At 72.9% G+C, this 20115-nt stretch carries 20 protein-coding genes and 1 tRNA gene; 8 read left to right on the top strand and 13 right to left on the bottom strand.

Translation table 11 applies throughout. The features are described 5' to 3' along the window. The first annotated feature begins 64 nt into the window (after positions 1–64). Both CLT75_RS19085 and erm read left to right on the top strand, forming a co-directional pair. Positions 65–961 (top strand): Gfo/Idh/MocA family protein, encoded by an 897-nt coding sequence (locus tag CLT75_RS19085; RefSeq protein WP_135241836.1) that lies wholly within the window; start codon positions 65–67, stop codon positions 959–961. Between the two features lie 423 nt (positions 962–1384). Next, positions 1385–2191, top strand: a complete 807-nt coding sequence (gene erm / locus CLT75_RS19080; protein WP_135241835.1) for an ErmE/ErmH/ErmO/ErmR family 23S rRNA (adenine(2058)-N(6))-methyltransferase — start codon at positions 1385–1387, stop codon at positions 2189–2191. On the opposite strand, the gene CLT75_RS19075 is transcribed toward erm, so the two are convergent. After that, positions 2175–2369 (bottom strand): DUF2795 domain-containing protein, encoded by a 195-nt coding sequence (locus CLT75_RS19075; RefSeq protein ID WP_091422483.1) that lies wholly within the window; start codon positions 2367–2369, stop codon positions 2175–2177. The two genes, erm and CLT75_RS19075, sit on opposite strands and share 17 nt — an antisense overlap. A gap of 92 nt (positions 2370–2461) precedes the next feature. Here CLT75_RS19075 and CLT75_RS19070 point away from each other — a divergent pair, with 92 nt between their 5' ends. Then, positions 2462–3718 carry an erythromycin esterase family protein gene (locus CLT75_RS19070; RefSeq protein WP_135241834.1) on the top strand — a complete coding sequence of 419 codons (1257 nt, stop codon included), beginning with the start codon at positions 2462–2464 and terminating at the stop codon, positions 3716–3718. A gap of 34 nt (positions 3719–3752) precedes the next feature. On the opposite strand, the gene CLT75_RS19065 is transcribed toward CLT75_RS19070, so the two are convergent. From CLT75_RS19065 to CLT75_RS19055, 3 genes are all read right to left on the bottom strand, one after another. Further along, positions 3753–5933, bottom strand: coding sequence for an MMPL family transporter (locus CLT75_RS19065; RefSeq protein ID WP_135241833.1), 2181 nt, complete (start codon positions 5931–5933; stop codon positions 3753–3755). A gap of 27 nt (positions 5934–5960) precedes the next feature. After that, on the bottom strand, positions 5961–6506 hold the full coding sequence (locus CLT75_RS19060; RefSeq protein WP_135241832.1) for a TetR/AcrR family transcriptional regulator: 546 nt from the start codon (positions 6504–6506) through the stop codon (positions 5961–5963). Between the two features lie 91 nt (positions 6507–6597). Next, a complete protein-coding gene (locus tag CLT75_RS19055) occupies positions 6598–7188 on the bottom strand; it encodes a PadR family transcriptional regulator (RefSeq protein ID WP_209310350.1) in 591 nt (196 codons plus the stop codon). Between the two features lie 56 nt (positions 7189–7244). On the opposite strand from CLT75_RS19055, the gene CLT75_RS19050 reads away from it, so the two are divergent. Further along, a complete protein-coding gene (locus tag CLT75_RS19050; protein ID WP_135241831.1) occupies positions 7245–8423 on the top strand; it encodes an FAD-dependent oxidoreductase in 1179 nt (392 codons plus the stop codon). 1 nt (position 8424) lies between these two features. On the opposite strand, the gene CLT75_RS19045 is transcribed toward CLT75_RS19050, so the two are convergent. Continuing rightward, positions 8425–8826, bottom strand: coding sequence for a winged helix-turn-helix transcriptional regulator (locus tag CLT75_RS19045; RefSeq protein ID WP_135241830.1), 402 nt, complete (start codon positions 8824–8826; stop codon positions 8425–8427). Positions 8827–8916: 90 nt separating this feature from the next. On the opposite strand from CLT75_RS19045, the gene ligD reads away from it, so the two are divergent. Both ligD and CLT75_RS19035 read left to right on the top strand, forming a co-directional pair. Beyond that, complete coding sequence (gene ligD / locus CLT75_RS19040) at positions 8917–9876, top strand: non-homologous end-joining DNA ligase (RefSeq protein WP_135241829.1); 960 nt, start codon at positions 8917–8919, stop codon at positions 9874–9876. Between the two features lie 119 nt (positions 9877–9995). Next, positions 9996–11192, top strand: a complete 1197-nt coding sequence (locus CLT75_RS19035) for an NAD(P)/FAD-dependent oxidoreductase (RefSeq protein ID WP_135241828.1) — start codon at positions 9996–9998, stop codon at positions 11190–11192. Between the two features lie 105 nt (positions 11193–11297). Here CLT75_RS19035 and CLT75_RS19030 read toward each other — a convergent pair whose 3' ends face one another. After that, positions 11298–12029 (bottom strand): YoaK family protein, encoded by a 732-nt coding sequence (locus CLT75_RS19030; RefSeq protein WP_135241827.1) that lies wholly within the window; start codon positions 12027–12029, stop codon positions 11298–11300. A gap of 26 nt (positions 12030–12055) precedes the next feature. Between CLT75_RS19030 and CLT75_RS33355 the strand changes: the two genes are divergently transcribed. Together CLT75_RS33355 and CLT75_RS19020 are read left to right on the top strand one after the other, a co-directional pair. Continuing rightward, positions 12056–12460: a hypothetical protein gene (locus CLT75_RS33355; RefSeq protein WP_486485219.1), complete on the top strand. Its 405-nt coding sequence runs from the start codon at positions 12056–12058 to the stop codon at positions 12458–12460. Positions 12461–12497: 37 nt separating this feature from the next. Beyond that, on the top strand, positions 12498–13598 hold the full coding sequence (locus CLT75_RS19020) for a cupin domain-containing protein (protein WP_135241826.1): 1101 nt from the start codon (positions 12498–12500) through the stop codon (positions 13596–13598). Positions 13599–13644: 46 nt separating this feature from the next. On the opposite strand, the gene CLT75_RS19015 is transcribed toward CLT75_RS19020, so the two are convergent. The 7 genes from CLT75_RS19015 to CLT75_RS18985 form a co-directional block, all read right to left on the bottom strand. After that, positions 13645–15654: a helix-turn-helix domain-containing protein gene (locus CLT75_RS19015; protein ID WP_135241825.1), complete on the bottom strand. Its 2010-nt coding sequence runs from the start codon at positions 15652–15654 to the stop codon at positions 13645–13647. Between the two features lie 115 nt (positions 15655–15769). After that, complete coding sequence (locus tag CLT75_RS19010; RefSeq protein WP_135241824.1) at positions 15770–16741, bottom strand: ABC transporter permease; 972 nt, start codon at positions 16739–16741, stop codon at positions 15770–15772. Next, positions 16738–17637: an ABC transporter ATP-binding protein gene (locus tag CLT75_RS19005; protein WP_135241823.1), complete on the bottom strand. Its 900-nt coding sequence runs from the start codon at positions 17635–17637 to the stop codon at positions 16738–16740. The genes CLT75_RS19010 and CLT75_RS19005 overlap by 4 nt, the downstream gene beginning before the upstream one ends. Continuing rightward, on the bottom strand, positions 17634–18029 hold the full coding sequence (locus CLT75_RS19000) for a GntR family transcriptional regulator (protein ID WP_135244060.1): 396 nt from the start codon (positions 18027–18029) through the stop codon (positions 17634–17636). Before CLT75_RS19000 ends, CLT75_RS19005 begins: the two co-directional genes overlap by 4 nt. A 131-nt stretch (positions 18030–18160) precedes the next feature. Continuing rightward, positions 18161–18232: transfer RNA gene (locus CLT75_RS18995), tRNA-Arg, on the bottom strand. A gap of 76 nt (positions 18233–18308) precedes the next feature. Beyond that, positions 18309–19004: a winged helix-turn-helix domain-containing protein gene (locus CLT75_RS18990; protein ID WP_135241822.1), complete on the bottom strand. Its 696-nt coding sequence runs from the start codon at positions 19002–19004 to the stop codon at positions 18309–18311. Positions 19005–19432: 428 nt separating this feature from the next. Then, positions 19433–20107 (bottom strand): DUF305 domain-containing protein, encoded by a 675-nt coding sequence (locus CLT75_RS18985; RefSeq protein ID WP_135241821.1) that lies wholly within the window; start codon positions 20105–20107, stop codon positions 19433–19435. Positions 20108–20115: the final 8 nt, after the last annotated feature.

Raw genomic sequence — 20115 nt, 5'->3', positions numbered from 1 at the left:
GGGACTAGCGTGGATCACGGTCCCGGCGTACGCCGGTGGCGGACGTCGACGGCAGGGGGTCGGGGTGCGGTTCGGGTTGTTCGGCACCGGTTACTGGGCGGCGGAGACGCATGCCGCGGCCATCGAGGCGCACCCGCGGGCACGGCTCGCCGGCGTCTGGGGGCGCAACCCGGCGAAGGCGGAGGAGCTGGCCACCCGGCACGGCGTACCGGCCTTCACCGACGTGGACGCGCTCATCGACGCCTGCGACGCGATCGCCGTGGCGCTCCCGCCGGACGTGCAGGCCGACATCGCCGTGCGGGCCGCCACCGCCGGGCGGCACCTGCTGCTGGACAAGCCGCTGGCGCTCGACCTCGCCGACGCCGACCGGGTGGTCGACGCGGCACAGGCGTCCGGGGTCGCCTCGGTGGTCTTCTTCACCCAGCGCTTCCACCCGAACGTCACCGGGTTCCTCGCCTCGACCGCCGCGGCGGGCGGCTGGCAGCACGCCCGCGCCACCATGTTCGCGTCGATCTTCCAGCCCGGGAACCCGTACGGCGACTCGACCTGGCGGCGGGAACGCGGCGCGCTGTGGGACATCGGCCCGCACGCGTTGTCGCTGATCCTGCCGGTGCTCGGCCGGGTCACCCGGGTCGCCGCGATGGACGGCCCGAGCGGCCTGGCGCACCTGCTGCTCACCCACGACGGCGGCGCCACCAGTTCACTCTCGCTGACCCTGGACGCGCCGTCCGAGGCGGTCACCCGGGACTTCGTCTTCTTCGGCGAGAACGGCACCGAGATCGTCCCGCCCGGCGACGGCAGCGCGCTCCAGGCGTTCGGCGCCGCGCTCGACCAGTTGCTGCAGGAGGTCGACGCGGGCACCCGCGACCACCGCTGCGACGTGCGGTTCGGCCGCGAGGTGGTGGCGGTGCTGGACGCCGCGCAGACCGCCCGCGCCCAGGGCCGCACCGTCGACCTGTAGAAAACCGGTCGCCCGGGCCCGACCCGGTCGTTAGCGTGGCGGCATGTTCACGCATGCCCTGATCCGTGTGGCCGCCGCGCCGGCCGCGTGTGGGCTCCTCCTGGACGCCCGTCCGCGGTTCCGGCGCCCGGCCCTGGCCGGCCGGTACGCCGCCCGCGTCTGATCTGACCGCCGGTTCCGACCCGCCCCGAGGGGCGCCGGTCGTGCCACCTCGCCGAGGTGGCGGTACCCGTGGTTCGACCACGCCACCTCGCCGAGGTGGCCCGCTCAGGCATGCGCCGCGTCCCGGCCACTCCCCAGGGTCGTCCGAGTCCCGATCCGCTCGGACCGCCCGCCTGATCCGCCCCACGCCGCCTCGACGGCGGGGGACACCCACGCAGCGGTCCGTACCCGTCGCCGTCCGGCGACAGACAGGACGAACCCGTGGCGCCCCGCCGAACCACCGCACGCGACCGGTCCCGTCGCGTACTGTCCCAGAACTTCCTCGCCGACCCGGCCGCCGTCGCGCGGATGGTCCGCGCGGTCCGGCCCGGCCCGGACGATTTGCTGCTGGAGGTCGGCGCCGGGCGCGGCCGGCTGACCCGGCCGCTCGCCGCGCGGTGCGGGCGGCTGATCGCGTACGAGGTCGACCCGGCCGTGCTGCCCGAGCTGACAGCGGCCTGCGCTCCGCTGCCGAACGTCGAGGTACGGGCGGCCGACTTCCTGACCGCGTCCCCGCCCGCCGGCCCGTTCTCGGTGGCGGGCAACATCCCCTGGTCGCTCACCGCGGCGGTGGCCCGCTGGTGCCTGGCCGCACCAGGGTTGTGTACCGCGACGCTGCTCACCCAGCTCGACTACGCCCGCAAGCGCACCGGCGACCACGGCCGGTGGAGCCGGCTCACCGTGCTCACCTGGCCCGAGTACCACTGGCGGATGGCCGGGCGGGTGCCCCGGACCGCGTTCCGGCCGGTGCCGGGCGTGGACGGGGGCATCCTGCGGCTGGAGCGCCGGACGACGCCACTCGTGGCGCCGGCCGCGCTGCCCGCGTACCGGCGGATGGTGGAGCTGGGCTTCGGCGGAGTCGGCGGCTCGCTCGCGGCCTCGCTGCGCGCGGGCCATCCCCGGCCGCGGGTCGACGGCGCGTTGCGGGCCGCGCGGATCGCGCCGGACACCCCGGTCGGGCTGGTCTGGCCGGAACAGTGGCTGGTGCTGTTCCGGCTGCTGCACGCGCCGCTCAACCGGCGAGCGTGACGAGCGCCTCGACCAGTTCGGCCGGGGTGTCGAACTCCTCGGCCGGCAGCGTGCGCAGCCGCTGGAGCGTCTCGGTGCTGGCGCCGTTCTCCTGGCCCCAGCGGACCAGGTCCTCCCGGGAGACCGGGTAGTCCAGCCCGGCCAGGAACTCCTGCAACTGCGCGCCGGTGACGGTCATGCCGCCCGGCTACCCGCTGGGCCCGGCGGCATGCCCGCTGCCGCCGGGCCGCGGTCGCGGTTTGCCCCGGCGGGCCCCGGGTAGCCGCGGACATGCTGGTACAGCGGCTCGGCGCGCCGAGCGACTTCGACCCCTTGCTGGACCGCGTACGGGACGCCCGGGTGGTGATGATCGGCGAGGCGACGCACGGCAGCTACGACTACTACCGGCTGCGGGAGCAGCTGACCCGGCGGCTCATCGCCGAACAGGGGTTCGACTTCGTGGCGGTGGAGGGGGACTGGCCGGACTGCGACCGGGTGCACCGGTCGGTGGTCGGCGCGCCGGGCGGGCTCGCCGATCCGCTGGTGGCGCTGGAGCGGTTCGAACGCTGGCCCACCTGGATGTGGGCGAACGCCGAGGTGGCCCGCTTCTGCCGCTGGATGCGGGCGTGGAACCTGGAACGCCCCGAGGGGGAGCGGGCCGGCTTCCATGGGCTGGACGTGTATTCCCTCTGGGAGTCGATGCAGGCCATCTTCGACTACCTCGGTGAGGAGGACCCGGCCTCGCTGGAGGCGGCCCAGGAGGCGTACCGCTGCTTCGAGCCGTACGGCAAGCGGCCCGAGGAGTATGCGACGGCCAGCCGGTTCGTCTCCGCCCGGTGCGAGGAGGAGGTGGTACGGCTGCTGGCGCGTACCCGGGAACAGGCCGCCGCGGACGGCCCGGACCGCTTCTCGGCCTGGCAGAACGCGGAGGTGGTGGCCGGCGCGGAGCGGTACTACCGGGCGATGGTCGGCGGCGGCCCCGAGTCGTGGAACGTGCGCGACGTCCACATGGCCGACACGCTCGACCGGCTGCTCGACCGGTACGGGCCGGATTCGCGGGGCATCGTGTGGGCGCACAACACGCATGTCGGCGACGCCCGGGCCACCGACATGGCGGCGGACGGCATGGTCAACATCGGGCAGCTCGGCCGGGAACGGTACGGCCGGGACGCGGTGGCGCTGATCGGCTTCGGCAGCTGGCGCGGCAGCGTGATCGCCGCGCCGCGCTGGGGCTCACCGGCCGAGACCATGGTGGTGCCGCCGGCCCGGGAGGGCTCGGTGGAACATCGGCTGCACGAGCTGATGCCGGACCGGGCGGTGCTGGTCTTCGGCGGCGACGACCAGCCGGAGTGGGTGACCGGCGAGGCGGACCACCGGGCCGTCGGGGTGGTGTACGACCCGAGCTTCGAGTCCTGGGGCAACTACGTGCCGACCCGGCTGGGTGAGCGCTACGACGCGTTCATCTGGTGCGACGAGACGACGGCGCTGCACCCGCTGCCGGCGTGCGTCACACCCGGCGAGATGGAGACGTATCCGGCGGGTGTGTGACGGGTGGGGCCCCGCGGGGCCCCACCCGCACGGATCACACGTTCGCGTGCTGCTTCTCGGCGAGGTGGGCGCGCAGGCCCTCACCCTCGACGTCCACGTTGGGCAGGATCTTGTTCAGCCAGCGCGGCAGCCACCAGGCGGCGTTGTTGAGCAGCGACATCACCGCGGGCACGATCGTCATCCGGACCACGAACGCGTCGATGGCGACACCGATCGCGAGCGCGAAGCCCATCGACTTGATGATCGGGTCCTCCAGGAAGACGAAGCCGCCGAACACCGAGATCATGATGAGCGCGGCGGCGGTGACCACCCGGGCGCCGTGCCCCATGCCGTTGATGGTGGCCTGCTGGGCGGTGTCGCCGTGCACGAAGTCCTCGCGCATGCGGGAGACCAGGAAGACCTCGTAGTCCATGGCCAGGCCGAACAGGATGCCGATGAGCAGGATCGGCAGGAAGCTGACCAGCGGGGCCGGGGTGTCCAGGCCGACCAGGTCGGCCAGGTGGCCCTGCTGGAACACCGCGACGGTGATGCCGAACGTGGCCGCCACGGTGAGCAGGAAGCCCAGCGCCGCCTTGACCGGCACCAGGATCGACCGGAACACCAGCATCAGCAGGAGGATCGACAGGCCCACCACCAGCAGCAGGTAGACCGGCAGCGCGTCGGAGAGCTTCTCCGACACGTCGATGCCGACAGCGGTGACGCCGGTGAGCAGCACGTCGGCGTTCTGGATGCCGGAGACCTGCTTGCGGATGTCGTGCACCACCGTCTCGGTGGCCTCGTCGGTCGGTCCGGTCTTCGGGATCACCCCGATCAGCGCGGTACGCCCCGACGGGTCGACCTGCGGCGGGGCCACTGCCAGCACCCCGTCGGTCTTCTGGACCAGCGCGGTCACCTGCGGGATGGCGGCCTGCGTGTCCTGCGGCGAGTCGGCGGTCACCACGACCGCGAGCCGGCCGGTGAAGCCGGGGCCGAAGCCCTCGCGGATCAGGTCGCTGCTGACCCGGGCCGGGGTGCCCTCGGCGGCGGCGGACGCGTCCGGCAGCGCCAGGCGCATGTCCTGGGCCGGGATCGCGAGCAGGCCGAGGCCGAGCAGGCCGACCAGGATCACCGGGATGCGCAGCTTGGTCACCCACCGCGCCCAGCGGAAGCCGAAGCCGGAGCGGTCCTCCGAGCCGGTGGTCGGATCCTCGACCGCCTTACGGTCGCGCAGCTTGCGCGGCAGCACCTTGTGGCCGGCGAAGCCGAGCAGCGCCGGGGCCAGCGTGATCGCCACCAGCACGGCCACGGTGACGGTGCCGGCGGCGGCCAGGCCCATCACGGTGAGGAACGGGATGCCCACCACGGCCAGGCCGGCGAGCGCCACCACGACGGTCGCGCCGGCGAAGACCACCGCCGAGCCGGCGGTGCCGACCGCGCGGCCGACCGCCTCCTCGGGGGAGAGCCCGTCGAGCAGGTTCTGCCGGTGCCGGGAGGTGATGAACAGCGAGTAGTCGATGCCGACCGCGAGGCCGAGCATCAGCGCCAGGATCGGCGCGGTGCTGGTCAGCTCGACCGCGCCGCTGAGCGCGAACAGACCGGCCATGCCGACGCCGACGCCGATCAGCGCGTTCAGCATGGTCATCCCGGCCGCCACGAGCGAGCCGAACGTGATCACCAGGACGATCGCCGCGACCAGCACGCCGATCGCCTCGGTCGAGCCGACCTCCGGCTCACCGTTCAGCACCTCGCCGCCGGGGGCGATCTGCCAGCCCTGCGCCTCGGCCTGCGCGCCGACCTTCTCGTACGCGTCGCGCTGCTCGTCGGTGACCTCGTCCGCGCCGCCGGCGAACTGCACCTGGATCAGCGCGTACCGGCCGTCCGGGGTGAGCGCCTGCGCCTGGTACGGGTCGACCGCGCCGACCACGCCGGGCAGCGTGGCCGCCTCCTCGGTGACCTGCTTGACCACCGCCTGTCCGGCGGGTGAGGTCAGCGCGCCGTCCTGCGGCGCCTTGATCGCGATGGTGCCGGTCGCGCCGCTGGCCGCCGGGAAGCGGTCGGCGAGCAGGTCGATCGCCTTCTGCGACTCGGTGCCCGGCATGGTGAAGTTGCTCGCCGTCGGGCCCTTCAGCGTGGCCGCGGCCAGGCCGAGTCCGACGAGTACGACGAGCCAGACGACGGCGACGAGTCGCCGCCGGCGCAGGGATGCCCGGCCGAGCCGGTACAGCAGGGTCGCCATGGACCTTCCTTGTCCTCGGGGTTCGGATCAGGTGGTGACTTCGAGCGCGCGGTACGCCACGGCGAGCAGCGCGGGTCGCAGCTGTTCGTCGGGGATGTCCAGGAACTCGCCGCAGGTCTCGGCGATGCCGGCGAGCACGACGAGCGCCGCGACGCGTGCCTCCGGACGGTCGGAGAAGCCGGAGAAGGCGGCGATGAGTTGTTCGGAGATCTGCTGGATGTGGGCGAACGCGGGCTGCTGGAGCAGGTCGGGGAACTCTCCCCGGAGCAGGGCGATCTCCCGGCGGAAGCGGACCGCCAGGTCGACGAAGCCGTCCGCGGCGACGCGCTGGGCCTCTGCGCCGGTGTGCGCCGCGATCCGGGCGTCCAGCTCCTCCAGCACTGTGATGGCCGGGGCCATCAGCTCGCAGAGCAGGGCGTCCTTGCTGGCGAAGTGGTAGAGCACCGTTGCCTTGGAGCAGCCCACGTCGCGGGCGATGTCCTGGAGAGAGGTGCCCTTGTACCCGGTGGCGGCGAAGCGGCGAGCGGCAGCGGCCAGCAGCTCGTCGTGGGTGGCGGTGGTGGGTCGCGCCATGTCCTCCAGCATGCCTGACCGATCGGTCAGGTGCTGACCGATCGGTCAGATCCACCGCGTGGCGTTCGCCACAACGGCCGGTTTCCGCAGGTCAGACCGGTGTTCCGGTCCAGTCCGCGAGCCACTCCCCGGACCAGGTGAGCGCGCCGGAGCGCAGATCGGCGACGAGTCCGCGTACCCAGTCCAGCTCGGCGCGGAGCAGCGTCAGCTGGTACTCGTCCTCGACCAGGAAGAGGCGGGGCAGTCGTACCCCGGCCAGCGCCGCCTCACGCTCGCGCAACCGTGCCTCGATGGCGCCCACCCGCTCGTCGAGCCGCCGGGCCGCCTCCTCGGGCGGCAGGATCGGCAGGAACGACAGGGCGGCGGGGAACTCCGGGAACTCCCGGGCGGGGGTGGCGAGCGCGTCGGCGAGCCACCCGTCGAGCGTGCGGCGGCCGGCCGGCGTGAGCGCGTACACGGTGCGCTCCGGCCGCCCCTCCTCGCGCCTGGTCTCGGCCACCCGGATCAGCTCGTCGCGGCGCAGCCGCTCGATGGTCTGGTAGATGCTGTTGCGCTGCGCGACGTTCACCACGTCCTGCTTCTCCCGCTCTCGGATGAGCTGCTGCATCCGGTACGCGTGCATCGGCTCCTCGACCAGGAGGGCCAGCACCATCATCGCCAGCGGCGAGCGACGAACCGTCATGCCCTCACCCTAGGTGGCCCCTGTCGCGGTATAGTCATTTTATGTATAGTCATGACATGACTAAAGCTGTCGTCGTCGGCGCCGGACTGGCCGGCCCGGTCGCCGCCATGGCGCTGCGGCGCGCCGGCATCGACGCCTCGGTGTACGAGGCGTACCCGAGGGACGCGGTCGGTGTGGGCGCGTTCCTGACGCTCTCGGCCAACGGGCTCGACGCGCTGCGCGCGATCGACCTCGACGACCTGGTGGCCGGGCTCGGGCACCCGACACCCCGGATGCTCATGCACAACCACAGGGGGCGCCGGCTCGCCGAGTTCGGGGCCCCCGGCAGCCGTACGGTCGGCCGTTCCGACCTTTACCGGGCGCTGCGCGACGAGGCGTTGCGCCGGGGCGTCGAGTTCGTCCACGGCGCCCGGCTGACCGGCGCCGACACGACCGACGGCGGTGTGGCCGCCCGGTTCGCCGACGGCCGTACCGCCCGCGGCGACCTGCTCGTCGGCGCCGACGGGCTGCGCTCCCGGGTCCGCACGCTGATCGACCCGGCCGCCCCCGCGCCGCGCTACGTGCCGCTGCTGAACGCCGGTGGCTTCGCCCGCGGGCTGCGCCTGCCCGACGAGCGCGGCGTGATGCGGATGATGTTCGGCCGGCGCTGCTTCTTCTGCTGGATCGTGGTGGGGGAGGACGAGGTCTGGTGGTTCGCCAACCCGCCGCAGCCGGTCGAGCCGAGCCGGGAACACCTCGCCGCGGTCGGCCCGGACGAGGCCCGGTCCCGGCTGCGCGCGCTGCTCGCCGCCGATCCGGGACCGGCGATGCGGATCCTCGACCACACCGCGCGCATCGAGTACGGCTGGCCGACGTACGACCTGCCCTCGGTGCCGGTCTGGCACCGCGACCGCATGATCGTGATCGGCGACGCGGCGCACACCGCCGCCCCCTCCTCCGGGCAGGGCGCGGCGATGGCCTTCGAGGACGCCGTCCAGCTCGCCCGCTGCCTGCGCGACCTGCCGGACGTGCCGGCCGCGTTCCGGGCCTACGAGCGGCTGCGCCGCGACCGGGTGGAGCGGGTGGTCGCGCAGGGGCGGCGGACCAGCACCACGAAGGTCGCCGGACCGGTCGGGCGGCTGGTCCGGGACCTGGGCATGCCGCTCGCCGCCCGCTACCTGGCGCGCGACGGCGGCGCTGCCCAGGCCTGGCTGTTCGACCACCACATCGACTGGGCGGCTCCGGTACGGGACTGAGTCAGGCCGGTGGGCCGCCGTGCCGTCGGTCGTACTCGGCCCGGGCCGCGCTGATCGCCTCCCGGTGCCGCTCCGCCCAGCTCGTCAGCGCCACCAGCGACTCGTACAGCTCCCGGGCCATCGGCGTCGCGGTGTACTCCACCTTCGGCGGCACCGTGGGATGCACGTGCCGGTCCAGCAGCCCGTCGCGCTCCAGGTTGCGCAACGTCAGCGTGAGCATCCGGCGGCTGATCCCCTCCACCCGGCGCTCCAGCTCGGTGAAGCGGACCGGGCCGGCCGAGGCGGCGATCAGGATGCCGATGGCCCACTTGCCGCCGACCCGGTCCAGCGCCTCCCGCACGGTGCAGGCGCTCGCCTGCCCCGCCGCGTCCGGTCCGCACCGCTCCGACTCCGCCTCACCCACGCCCCCGATCGTCGCAGGTGCCGGCCGGTGCGGCGCGCCGGGCACCGTGTCGGGGTTGCCGAGCCGGGCCCGGCCCGGGATGGTGGTCCGATGGGCGCCGCCGACGAGACCCGGGCCGGAGTGTCGCTGACCAACCTCGACCAGCCGCTGTTCGACGGCGCCGGGGCGACCAAACGCGACCTGGTCGACTACCTCGACGCGATGGCTGACCGGATCCTGCCGGAACTGCGGGACCGGCCGCTGTCGGTGCTACGGGTGCGGCCCGGCCAGGAGCCGTTCATGCAGAAGAACCTGCCGAAGTACACGCCCGACTGGTTGCGCCGCACCGAGGTGTGGGCGGAGGCGTCGCACCGGCGGATCTCGTACGCGCTCTGCGACGACCGGCGGACGCTGCTCTGGTTCGCCAACCAGCGGGCGGTGGAGTACCACCCGACGCTGGCCCGCGCCGGTGCGCCCGAGCACCCGTCCCACCTGGTGCTCGACCTGGACCCGCCGGAGGGGGACGCGTTCGGCGCCGTGGTGCGGGTCGCGCTGCTGGTGCGGCAGGCGCTCGCCGACGCCGGGCTCGCCGGCGCGGTGAAGACGAGCGGCGCCAAGGGGCTGCACGTGATCGTGCCGGTGGACCCGGCCACCACCGCGGAGGAGGCCGCCGCCGCGACCCGGGCGCTCGCCGCCCGTACCGAACGGCTCGACCCGGCGGCCGCGACCACCGCGTTCATCGTCGCCGACCGCGGCGGCCGCGTCTTCGTCGACTCCACCCGGGCCTACGGCGCGACTGTGGTGGCCGCCTACAGTCCCCGGATCCGGCCCGGCGCCCCGGTGTCCTACCCGGTGGGCTGGACCGACCTGGAGAGCGCGAGCCCGGCCGACTTCACCGTGCGGACCGTGCCGGGCCTGCTGGGTGACCGGGATCCCTGGGCGGAGGCGCTGCCCGCGCCGCAGCGCCTGCCGGCGGACCTGGTCGAGCAGGGGCGGACCATCCCGGTGGCCCGGGTGCAGGCGATGCACGAGGGCAAGCGCCGCGCCAAGGCCCGCCGCGAGGCCGGGTGAGCCCTGGGCGGACCAGCGCCGATTCCTTCCATGACTGACCGGTGACCTGAGCCACTTCTGTCACACGGTGCGCCCGGCCGGTGTCTTGGGTGCGAACCGTCAGCGGAAGGAGTTCAGGCATGACCGGGTACACCAGGGTGGTAGTGATCGGCGGCGGTTTCGCCGGTGTCATGGCGGCCAACCGGCTGATGCAGCGCGACGACGTCAGCGTGACAGTGGTGAACCCACGACCGGACTTCGTCGTCCGGCCGCGGCTGCACCATCTGGTCGCCGGATCGCACGAGGCGGTGGTGGACTACCGGGAGGTCCTGCACGAGCGTGTTCAGTTGGTTCAGGACGCGGTCACGGTGATCGACTCGACCGAGCGCCGCGTGGCTCTCGCGGAGACCGGCGCACTCGGCTACGACTATCTCGTCTACGCGGTGGGCAGCGCGAGCGCCGAGCCGCCCGTTTCCGGAATGGCGGAGTTCGCCTATCCGATGGCCACCATCGAGGCGGCGCAGCGGCTGCGCTCGGTCATCGGCGAAAGCCCGGCGGGGACCGCGGTCACGGTCGTCGGAGCGGGGCCGACCGGCATCGAGACCGCCGCCGAACTCGCCGGACGCGGCCACCGGGTGAGTCTGGTCTGCGGCGGTACGCTCGGCGCGTACCTGCATCCACGCGCGCGGCGCGCGGCCGCCAGGTCACTCGCCAGGCTCGGTGTGACGGTCCTCGACGGACCCGGCACCGAGGTCACCGCTGTCACGCGTGATGCCGTGCGGCTGCGTGACGATCGCGTTCTGCCGAGTGCGATCACCGTCTGGGCAGCGGGCTTCGGCGTGCCGGATCTGGCCGTGCGCAGCGGACTGCGGACCGACGGCATCGGGCGGCTGCTCACCGACGAGACACTGACCAGCATCGACGACGACCGCATCGTCGCGGCCGGAGACTCGACCGCACCCTCCGGCGTGCCCTATCGGATGAGCGCGTACACCGCGGGCTGCCTCGGCGCGCACGCCGCCGACACGTTGCTGCGGCGGATGGCAGGCCTCCGGCCTGAGCCGGCCAGCGTCTTCTTCAACGCCATGTGCGTCGGCCTCGGGCCGCAGGCCGGCATCTACCAGCTCGCCGGCCGGGACGACACCGCGATGAGACTGTTCATCGGCGGCCGGCTCGGCGGGAGACTCAAGGCGCTCACCTACAAGTTCGGCGTCGGTCATCTCACGAACGAGGCCCGCAAGCCCGGCTCGCACCGGTGGCTGCCCAACAACAAGCGCGGGCAACTGGTACAGGCACAAGCGAACGGGGATCCGGGCGTGGCCCGGCAGTCGGCGTAAGCCCGAAGGGCGGACCGGCACCCCCGATGAACGGGGACGCGGGTGAGCCCCAATCACCGAAGGCCCTCGACCATGCTGGTCGGGGGCCTTCGGTGATTTGGTCTGTCAGCGACGCCGCGTCGCGGTGGCCGGTGGGCGCTTGCCCCAGGTGAGCGCGATCAGCACCACGGCCAGCGCCCAGGTGACGATCATCGTCCAGATCGGGCGGGTCTCGGTGGCCGCGCCGACGAACCCGCCGATCGCGTAGCTGACCAGGCAGAGCAGGCCGGTCGCGGCGAGCCGCCCGGCCGCGCTGCGGCCCTCCGGTTCGAACACCCAGTCGGCGATGCCCTTCGTGGTGCGCAGCACGGTCCCGGTCTGGTACGACGTGGCGGTCTGCACGCCGAACGTGCGGACGACGAGCCCGCCGAGGATGCCGACCGGGAAGGCCAGCAGCGCGGTCAGGATCGTGCGCTCGGTCAGCGAGTCGCGCCCCGAGTCGAGGGACCGGTCCACCAGCCCCCAGAGCACGAGCAGCGCCAGCATGGCGAGCAGTTCCATGCCCGGCGGGGTGAGCGGGCCGGCCGGGCGTACGCGGCGGATCCCGGCGCCGAGCAGGCCGCCCAGGCCGAACGCGACAAGTGACGCCAGCGCGGACGGCCACGCCGGCAGGTGGTCGGCGGCACCCATTCCGACGAACGCCACGTTGCCGGTCTGAATACCCACGAACACCTTGTACTTGAGGAACGAGAAGGCGTCGACCACGCCGGCGAGGCCGGTGGAGAGCGCAAGTGCCAGAAACGGTATGTGGAAGTCGTATTCCCCCACCCGCCAGCGATCCTCCGCGTTATTGGACATCGCCCTCCCTACCCCTCGTTCCGCCCGTGAAACCGTCGCGGCGCGATGCGCAGAAGTGCCGGGAAAAGTGTTTCCTGTCGCTTCCGGTGAATGGCGCGATCGCGTTATTCACCAATGGCATCCGGTTCGGCAGCATCGCAATTGCGTCTCGACGGCGAGACTCCAAGCCGAAGGAGGCCGAGCGCATGTTCGTGCTCCCCGTCACCAGGATCCGCGTCACGTTCTATTCGATCGCGGCGCTGGCCGTCGCCGGAGTCGCCACGGATGCTCCGGTCTGGAGCATCGCGGCGTCGCTGTTCCTCTGTGTCGCGATTCCGCTCGCGGTGGCCTTCCAGAGCCCGGAACACCTGCGGGCGTTGTTCGTCCCGTCCCGGGCCGCCGAATCGGCGGTCCACACCCGGAAGGAAATCCGTCATGCCCCGATCCAATGACCGTGCCGGAATGGGATCATCGCCCAAGGACCACCAGATGGTCGGCACGGTCCCGCGGAATCCGGCGATCGACCAGTCCCACCCCGACCTGGTGCATCCGCCGTCGACAGACAACGGGCTCATGCCGAACCTGGTGTTCCCGTTCTCGCTGGCGCACACCCGGCAGGAGAGCGGCGGCTGGACCCGGGAGGTCACCAACCGTCTCCTGCCGATCGCCCACGACCTGGCGATCGTGAACATGAAGCTCAACCCCGGCGCGTACCGGGAACTGCACTGGCACATCCAGTCCGAGTGGGCCTTCGTCCTCACCGGCAGCTGCCGGATCGCGGCCGTGGACCAGGAGGGCCGCAACTTCCTGGAGGACGTCAAGGCCGGCGACCTCTGGTACTTCCCGGCCGGCATCCCGCACCACATTCAGGCGCACGACGAGGGCGTGGAGTTCCTGCTCGTCTTCGACGACGGCTGCTACTCCGAGGACGCCACGTTCCAGCTCACGGACTTCTTCTCGCACGTGCCGAAGGAGGTCATCGCCAAGAACTTCGGCTGGACGATGCAGCAGATGGCCGACTTCCCGCCCGAGTCCGAGCGGTACATCTTCCCGGGGCAGAGCCCGCCGCCGCTGGCCGAGGACCGGGTCTTCAGCCCCACCGGCGACGTGCCCCGGACGTTCAAGCACAGCCTGCTCGCCCAGACGCCGGAGAAGTTCGAGGGCGGCAGCGTACGCATCGCCGACTCGAGCAACTTCGCCGCGGCGATCACCACCACGGTCGCCATGGTGGAGATCGAACCCGGCGCGATGCGGGAACTCCACTGGCACCCGAACGGAGCGGAGATGCAGTACGTGATCTCGGGCAAGGGACGCATGGGCGTCTTCGCCAACCACGGCACCGCGCGCACCTTCAACATGGAGACCGGCGACGTCGGCTACGTGCCGATCTCGATGGGCCACTACATCGAGAACATCGGTGACAAGCCCTTCGTCTACCTGGAGCTGTTCCGGACCGCGAAGTTCGAGGACGTGTCGCTCGCCCAGTGGCTGGCGAACGTCCCGCCGGAGGTGGTCGCGGACACGATCAACGTGCCACGCGAGCTGATCGAGGCGCTGCCGAAGACGAAGAGCCCGCTGCAACGGCACTGAGGACGCGATGCCGAGCGCGGACGCCACAGGGTCGTGGCGTCCGCGCTCAGCCTTCGTCCCGCGACTCCCAGGCCAGCGCCAGCTCCACCCGGTTGTGGACGCCGAGCTTCGCGTAGATCGACCGCAGGTGGGTGTCGACGGTGTGGAACGAGACGAACAGGTCCCGGGCCGCCTCCTGCTTCGTCATGCCGACCGCGAGCAGTTCGGCCACCCGTACCTCGGCGGGGGTCAGCGCGGCCACGGCCGGGCGGCAGGCGCCGTCTCCCGTCGTGCCGTCGGGCTCCGGCGTCCCGTCCCCGGCGCCGCCGGCGCCCATCCGGGTGTACATCGCGGCGCACTCGGCGAGCAGGCCGGGTGCCTCCGCCGGCGGCAGCCCGGGCGACCGCGCCAGGTCGTGCAGCGCGTCGGCCAGGGCCGGCCGGGCGGAGGTGGTCCGGAGCAGCCGTACCGCCGCGCGCAGCGCCGCCGGATCACCGGTCAGCAGCCCGTCGGCCTGGTGCGCCACCCCGCGCCAGAGCGCGTTGTTCGCCAGCCCGGCGGCCCGCTTCAGGTGGTCGGCGAGGGACTCGGCGCGGTGCCGGTCACCCAGCGCCAGCGCCGCGCGGACCAGTCGCGGGCCGTGGTGCGGCACCAGCAGCAGGGGAGCCATCGAGCGGTCCGGCATGGCGAACGCGGCCCCCAGGAGCGCGGCGTGCCGGCCCGGTTCCGGGTCGCCCGCGGCGGCACAGCCCAGCCGGAACCACTGCATGTCGTCGGGCCAGCCCACGACGGGGCGTTCGTCCGCCAGCAGCTCCCGGGCCGCGGCCATCTCACCCCGGCGCAGCAGCACCTCCACGACAGTGGCGAGCAGATCCACCCGGGCCTGCGCCGGCAGGGCGCCACCGCGTTCGGTCAGCGCGAGACGGGCCCGGGCCTCGGCCTCGGCCAGTTCGCCGGTGGTCAGCCGTAGGACGCAGTCCAGTGCGGTCACCAGCGGCTGCGCCACCGCACCCAGCGTGTCGATCTCCGCGGCGACGCCGTCCAGCGCGGTCGCCGCGTCGACGTACCGGCCGAGCGCGATCTGGTTCGCCACCCGGTCGACGCGCAGGAAGATCGCCTGCGTACGGGCGGCCGGCTCGCCCGCGTCCACCTCCCGCAGGATCCGCGCGGCGCGGGGCAGGTCGCCGGTGGCGGTGGCCCGGGACGCGTTCGCGAGGGCCAGCCGGATACCGCCGCCGGGGGAGGGGCTGCGCTCGTGCGCCCGCTCCGCTGCCGCCACCAGCTCGGCGGTGTCGGGATGCCCGAACCGGGCCGCCTGCGACGCCAGCATGGTGAGCGTCCAGCTCCGCCCGGCGGCGTCCAGCTCCTGGTTGAGCGCCCGACCGAGGTACGTCAGGGACAGCGAGGGACGCTGCGTCGCGTAGTAGGCCCCGAGCCGCCCGAGCAGCATTGCCCGCTGCCGTGGCCCGTACCTGTCGGCGGCGACCTCCCGGTGCAGCATGCGCAGCGTCTCGTCCACCCGGCCGGCCAGGTAGAGGTTGTCGGCGACGTCGACCAGCCAGGCCAGGCGCTCGTCGGCCGGGCCTGGTGCCGGGGCGGCCAGCAGCAGGTCCGCGGCGAGGCTGGGACCGACCGCCGGGTCGGCCGCCAGCCGCGTGGCGAGCGCCCGGGCGGACCGGCTCACCGCCGGCAGGACCCGCAGGAGCTGCCGGGCGGCCTGGGCCGGGCGTCCGGCGTCGGCGAGCACCTCGGCGGCCGTCTCGCGCAGCGCCTGGCGCACCGAGGCGGGCGTGTCCCGCAGGACGTCGTCGCGCAGCGCGATCGAGGCCAGCCGCAGCCCCGCCGCGGTGTTGACGAGGAACCCGCGCGCGATCAGCTCCTCCACCGTCGCGTCGATCGGCTCGTCCGGCGTGCTGCCGGTGCGTCCGGCCACCGCTTCGAGGAACCACAGGCCGCAGGGGGCGTCCGCGACGGCGACGCCGCGCAGGACCCACCGCTGCGCGGTGGTGAGCGACGAGGGTACGCCGGTGTGCATCTTGGGGCGGTTGGTCAACGGCGTCTCGGGCAACTGGCTCACCTTCGCAGGTGCTGGGGTTCGACCCGTTCACCGCGAGGTTAGCCAGCTCGCGACCTGCCCATCCGCGAATCGGGGGACAAAGGTGAGGGCGGCTCGGGATTGCCGGTACGGGCCGCTAGATCACGCGGCGCCGTACCCGCCAGACCACCACACCGATCAGGATCGCCGCGACGGCGACGAACACCGCCGCCTCGATGAGCTGGAACGTCCAGAACCGGTCCGCCGGGTGGTAGACGCCGAACTGCTGGACGCCGCGCGCGTGCAGGAACTGGTTGAGGTTGGTGCCGGCCCGGTCGGCGGCGTCCGTCAGCTCGGCGTTCTCGACCCCGTTCAGCCGGCGCCCGGTGGCGTCGGCGTAGCCGCGTTCGATCACCCAGTCGGCGACGCCCGGCAGGTGTCCCGCCCGGTCCTGCGCGCCGCCGGCGGGGACCGGCGCTGTGGTGGTGAGCGGCGTGGCGTACGCGGGACGGGCCAGCAGCGCCACCGACATCCGGGCGGCGAGGAACGCCCCGAACGCGACGCCGAACGCGGGCAGGCTGCGCCGCAGGATCGCCCCCGCGGCGGTGGCGACGCCGAACGCGAACAGCGCGTACGCCACCGGGACGAGCCCTTCCAGGTCGAAGGCGTCGTACTGGAACCGCCCCTCCCACGCGTCGAACGGCTGACGGAACCAGGTGAGCACCGCGGTGAACATCCCGGTGAGCGCGACCGTGACGCCGGCCAGCGCCACGAGCTTGGCCGCCAGCCAGCGCATCCGCGGCACGGCCTGCGTCCAGGCGAGCTGCCAGGTGCCGTCCTCCAGCTCGCGGGCGAGCAGCGGCGCGCCGAGGAACGCGCCGATGACCACGGGGACCAGGTAGAAGGCCGCCAGGAGGTTCTCGACGTACCCGTACTCGTCGTCGAGCCGGCGGAAGGAGGCCGTGCAGGCCGCGTCGACGCCGGCCTGTCCCGCGCACCGGGCCGGACCGCCGGGGAACAGGTCGTGGGCCTGCGTTCCGAGCACGAGCAGGGCGACGCCGAACAGGCCGACGAGCAGACCCAGGACGCAGACCTCGGTCCGGTGCTGGCGCCAGATCAACCAGGTCATGCCGGCACCCCCGACGTGACCGCGGCGCCCGGCTCGGACGGCCGGCGCAGGTACGCCAGCACCAGCTCCTCCAGCGCGACCGGCTGGGCCTGCCACCCGGGCGCGGCCGGGAGCCCGCCGTCGCGTACCAGCAGGGTCGTGTGCCTGTCGCTGTGGACGGCCTCCACGACGGCGCCGGTCCGGTCGAGATCGTGTGCCGTGCGCGGGCCGACGAGCAGCCGGTGCTCGGCGAGGAGGGTGTCGATGTCGCCGGTGAGCGTGACCCGGCCCTGGTTGAGCACGACCAGGTGGTCGCAGACGCGCTCCAGCTCGTGCACGACGTGGGAGGAGAACAGGACGGTCACCCCGCCCTCGGCCACCGCGCCCATGAGGACCTGGAGGAACTCGTGCCGGGCCAGCGGGTCGAGGCTGGCCACCGGCTCGTCGAGGACGAGCAGGTCCGGCCGCTTCGCCAGGGCCAGGGCCAACGCGACCTGGGCCTGCTGCCCGCCGGAGAGCGTGCCGGCCCTGCGGTCGAGCGGGATGCCCAGCTTCGCCAGCCGGCGCTCGGCCAGCTCCTGGTCGAACCGCAGGTTGCAGGCCCGGCCGAAGCGGAGCATCTCGGCGACGGTGAAGCGCCTGTACAGCGGGTGGTCCTGGGCCAGGAACCCGATCCGGGAGAGTGTCTGCGGGGTGCTCGCCGTGACGTCCCGGCCGAGGACCTCCACCGTGCCGGTGCTCGGTGCCAGCAACCCGACGACCAGGCGCAGCAGCGTGGTCTTGCCCGCGCCGTTCGGCCCGACCAGGGCGATCACGCCGCCCGCCGGCAGGGCCAGGGTGCAGTTGCGCAGCGCCCAGCCCTTCCGGTACCGCTTGCCCACACCGTCGGTGCGCAGCGCGAACCCGGTCGCTGTCACGCCGCGTCCTCGTTCCTCGTCTGCTGGTGCACGGAGGTGAACAGCGCGTCGACCGCCTGCTCGTCGAGGCCGGCCGCGTAGGCACGGCGCAACCAGGTCGCCAGGCCACGACGCAGCGACGTGTACGTCGACGCCGACATCGCGGCCGACTGCTGTTCGTTGACGAACGTGCCCTGGCCGGGCCGGCCGGTGACCAGGTTCTCCTGCTCCATCTGCCGGTACGCCTTGGCGACGGTGTTCGGATTGATCGCCAGGTCCTCGACCACCTCGCGGATGAGCGGGAGGCGGTCACCGGGTTGGAGGAAGCCCAGCAGCACCGCCTGGCGGACCTGCTGGACGAGTTGCAGGTACGGCGGCACGCCGGAGTGGGTGTCGAGCCGGAAGACGAACACGATGCTCCTCACTGCTTTACTAGTAACGTAGTAAAGCAGTGAGCCGGTGGTCAAGGAGGCCGGCTCGCCCGGAAACGGAACGAGCCCGGCAGCCAAGGTGGCTGTCGGGCTCGTGAAGGTCTTCTGTGAGGTGCCCCCGGCAGGATTCGAACCTGCGCTCCCGCCTCCGGAGGGCGGTGCTCTATCCCCTGAGCTACGGGGGCTCAGCGACCCGAGAAGAGTAGCAAACCCCCTCCCGGATCACCGAATCGGTACCCCCGCGAGTCGATCTTCGCCGGATCAGGCCGCGGCGACGGCGCGACCGCAGCTCGGCAGCGGGTGCAGCACGACCCGACGAGGCAGCCGGCGGGGCCACTCGTTGCGCGGCCACGAGCCGTCCACGATCAGGTGCACGGTGCGCTCCTCGGCGCCGCTGAGCCGCAGCACGAAGTCCCGGGGCAGCGGCGGGTCCACCGACGGCGTGGTCACCATGAACCGCACCCGTCCCCGCGAGGAGACCGCCGACACCACGTCGGCGGCGGGCATGGTGCCGCGCAGGCGTACCCGGCCGATCCAGTAGACCTCCGCGGCGTGCTCCTGGGCCGCCCGCGTGATCGCCGGGTACTCGCTGCGTACCCAGCGCTCGACCGCGCCGACGCACAGGCCGCAGGCCCGCTCGCGCGGCTCGCGTGGCCCCAGACCCCAGGCCCGGAGGTACGCCCCGACGGTGCCGGCGTCCATCGCCAGCCCGAACCGGCGCTCGATGAGCGTGGTCAGGCTCTGCCGTGTCCAGAGCTCCTCGTCGAGGCCGAACTCGTCGGGGTGAACGCCCCGGAGCACGTCGATGAGTTCGAGTTCCTGTTCGCGGCTGAGCGTTCCCGGCTCGCCCTGCCGCAGTCCGCGACGGACGGCTGCCACCGCTCCGTCACCGCCGATGGTGTGGCGTCGGCACCAGCTGGTCACCGACCGCCCTGCGTCTCTGAGTGCAACCCCCACGTCTTGGGCAACGAGCCCGAATCGCAACTGGTCACGATATGTGGGTAGAAAACTCTCCAACCTCCACAATGACCCGTTAACCCCAAACCGTTATAAACACCCATACAGAACATTCCGGACACGGCGGAGGTCTCCGCATTCGAGATCTTGGTACGAAACGGCCCTCCTGGGGGCCCTTCCGTACCAAGATCTCCCGGCGCCACCCCGTCGTCGCCCTCGCCCCCGCGATCTTGCACTTACGGCCCTCCTATAACGGGGCGAATCCGGCATCGCAGAGGCGGCGACTGCAAGATCGCCGGGGCGGGGCGGGGCGGGGCGGGGCGGGGCGGGGCGGGGCGGGGAGTGCGGAGGCGGAAGTCCCGGGAACGGGGAGGCCCGGTGCCCCTGGGTGGGGGACCGGGCCTCGGTGGATCCGGGTGGGGCCGGTGTTACGGGGTGCCGCCCAGGCGCTTCAGGGCGGCGTTCAGGTTGGTCAGGTCGTTCTGCTGGGTGTTCTTCATGATCTGGGCGACCGCCAGCACGTCGTCGTCGTGCCCCTCGTCGAGGATGCCGTCGATCATGTGCACCCCGCCGATGTGGTGGCGGATCATCATCTGGAGGAACAGCACGTCGAACTCGCGGCCGCTCGCGCCGCGCAGCTTCGCCATCTCCTCCGGCGTCGCCATGCCCGGCATCAGGCCGTTCTTGATCAACCCGCCGCCGTCCGGCATCCACGCCATCGGCGCCGCGTCGCCGGTCGGGTCCAGCTTCCAGGAGCGCAGCCAGGTCTGCATGGTGCCGATCTCACCCTGCTGGCCGGTGGCGATGTCCACGCCGACCTGGCGTACCTCCGGGTCCTGACCCTGGCTGAACGCCAGCAGACCCATCGCCACGGCCTGGTTGTGGTGGGCGGTCATGTCCCGGGCGAACCCGGCCTCCGCCGAGTTCTCACCCGGACGGGTGAGCGTCGGCGTGAGCAGACCGCCCGCGTACCCGAGGACCAGCCCGGCCACGAGGGCGGCGACCACCGCCAGCAGGCCGTAACGGCGCGCGGCGCTCCGGCCGCCCTGGTCGGCGGCCGGGGCCTCGTCCAGTTCGCTGTCGGTGGTCACCGGAGCGGTCATCGCGGCGT

Source organism: Micromonospora sp. CNZ285 (genome assembly GCF_004637285.1).
The sequence above is the reverse complement of the archived record's forward strand: the minus strand, read 5'-3'. Positions and strand labels throughout refer to the sequence as shown.

Bases quoted from the DNA above. Each gene is read 5' to 3' on its own strand.
- CLT75_RS19050 (WP_135241831.1), top strand. From the start codon at position 7,245: ATGACTAAAGCTGTCGTCGTCGGCGCCGGACTGGCCGGCCCGGTCGCC.
- CLT75_RS19030 (WP_135241827.1), bottom strand. From the start codon at position 12,029: ATGTCCAATAACGCGGAGGATCGCTGGCGGGTGGGGGAATACGACTTC.
- CLT75_RS19010 (WP_135241824.1), bottom strand. From the start codon at position 16,741: ATGACCTGGTTGATCTGGCGCCAGCACCGGACCGAGGTCTGCGTCCTG.
- CLT75_RS19020 (WP_135241826.1), top strand. From the start codon at position 12,498: ATGGTCGGCACGGTCCCGCGGAATCCGGCGATCGACCAGTCCCACCCC.
- CLT75_RS19075 (WP_091422483.1), bottom strand. From the start codon at position 2,369: ATGACCGTCACCGGCGCGCAGTTGCAGGAGTTCCTGGCCGGGCTGGAC.
- CLT75_RS19055 (WP_209310350.1), bottom strand. From the start codon at position 7,188: ATGACGGTTCGTCGCTCGCCGCTGGCGATGATGGTGCTGGCCCTCCTG.
- ligD (WP_135241829.1), top strand. From the start codon at position 8,917: ATGGGCGCCGCCGACGAGACCCGGGCCGGAGTGTCGCTGACCAACCTC.
- CLT75_RS18985 (WP_135241821.1), bottom strand. From the start codon at position 20,107: ATGACCGCTCCGGTGACCACCGACAGCGAACTGGACGAGGCCCCGGCC.
- CLT75_RS19060 (WP_135241832.1), bottom strand. From the start codon at position 6,506: ATGGCGCGACCCACCACCGCCACCCACGACGAGCTGCTGGCCGCTGCC.
- CLT75_RS19070 (WP_135241834.1), top strand. From the start codon at position 2,462: ATGCTGGTACAGCGGCTCGGCGCGCCGAGCGACTTCGACCCCTTGCTG.
- CLT75_RS19065 (WP_135241833.1), bottom strand. From the start codon at position 5,933: ATGGCGACCCTGCTGTACCGGCTCGGCCGGGCATCCCTGCGCCGGCGG.
- CLT75_RS19035 (WP_135241828.1), top strand. From the start codon at position 9,996: ATGACCGGGTACACCAGGGTGGTAGTGATCGGCGGCGGTTTCGCCGGT.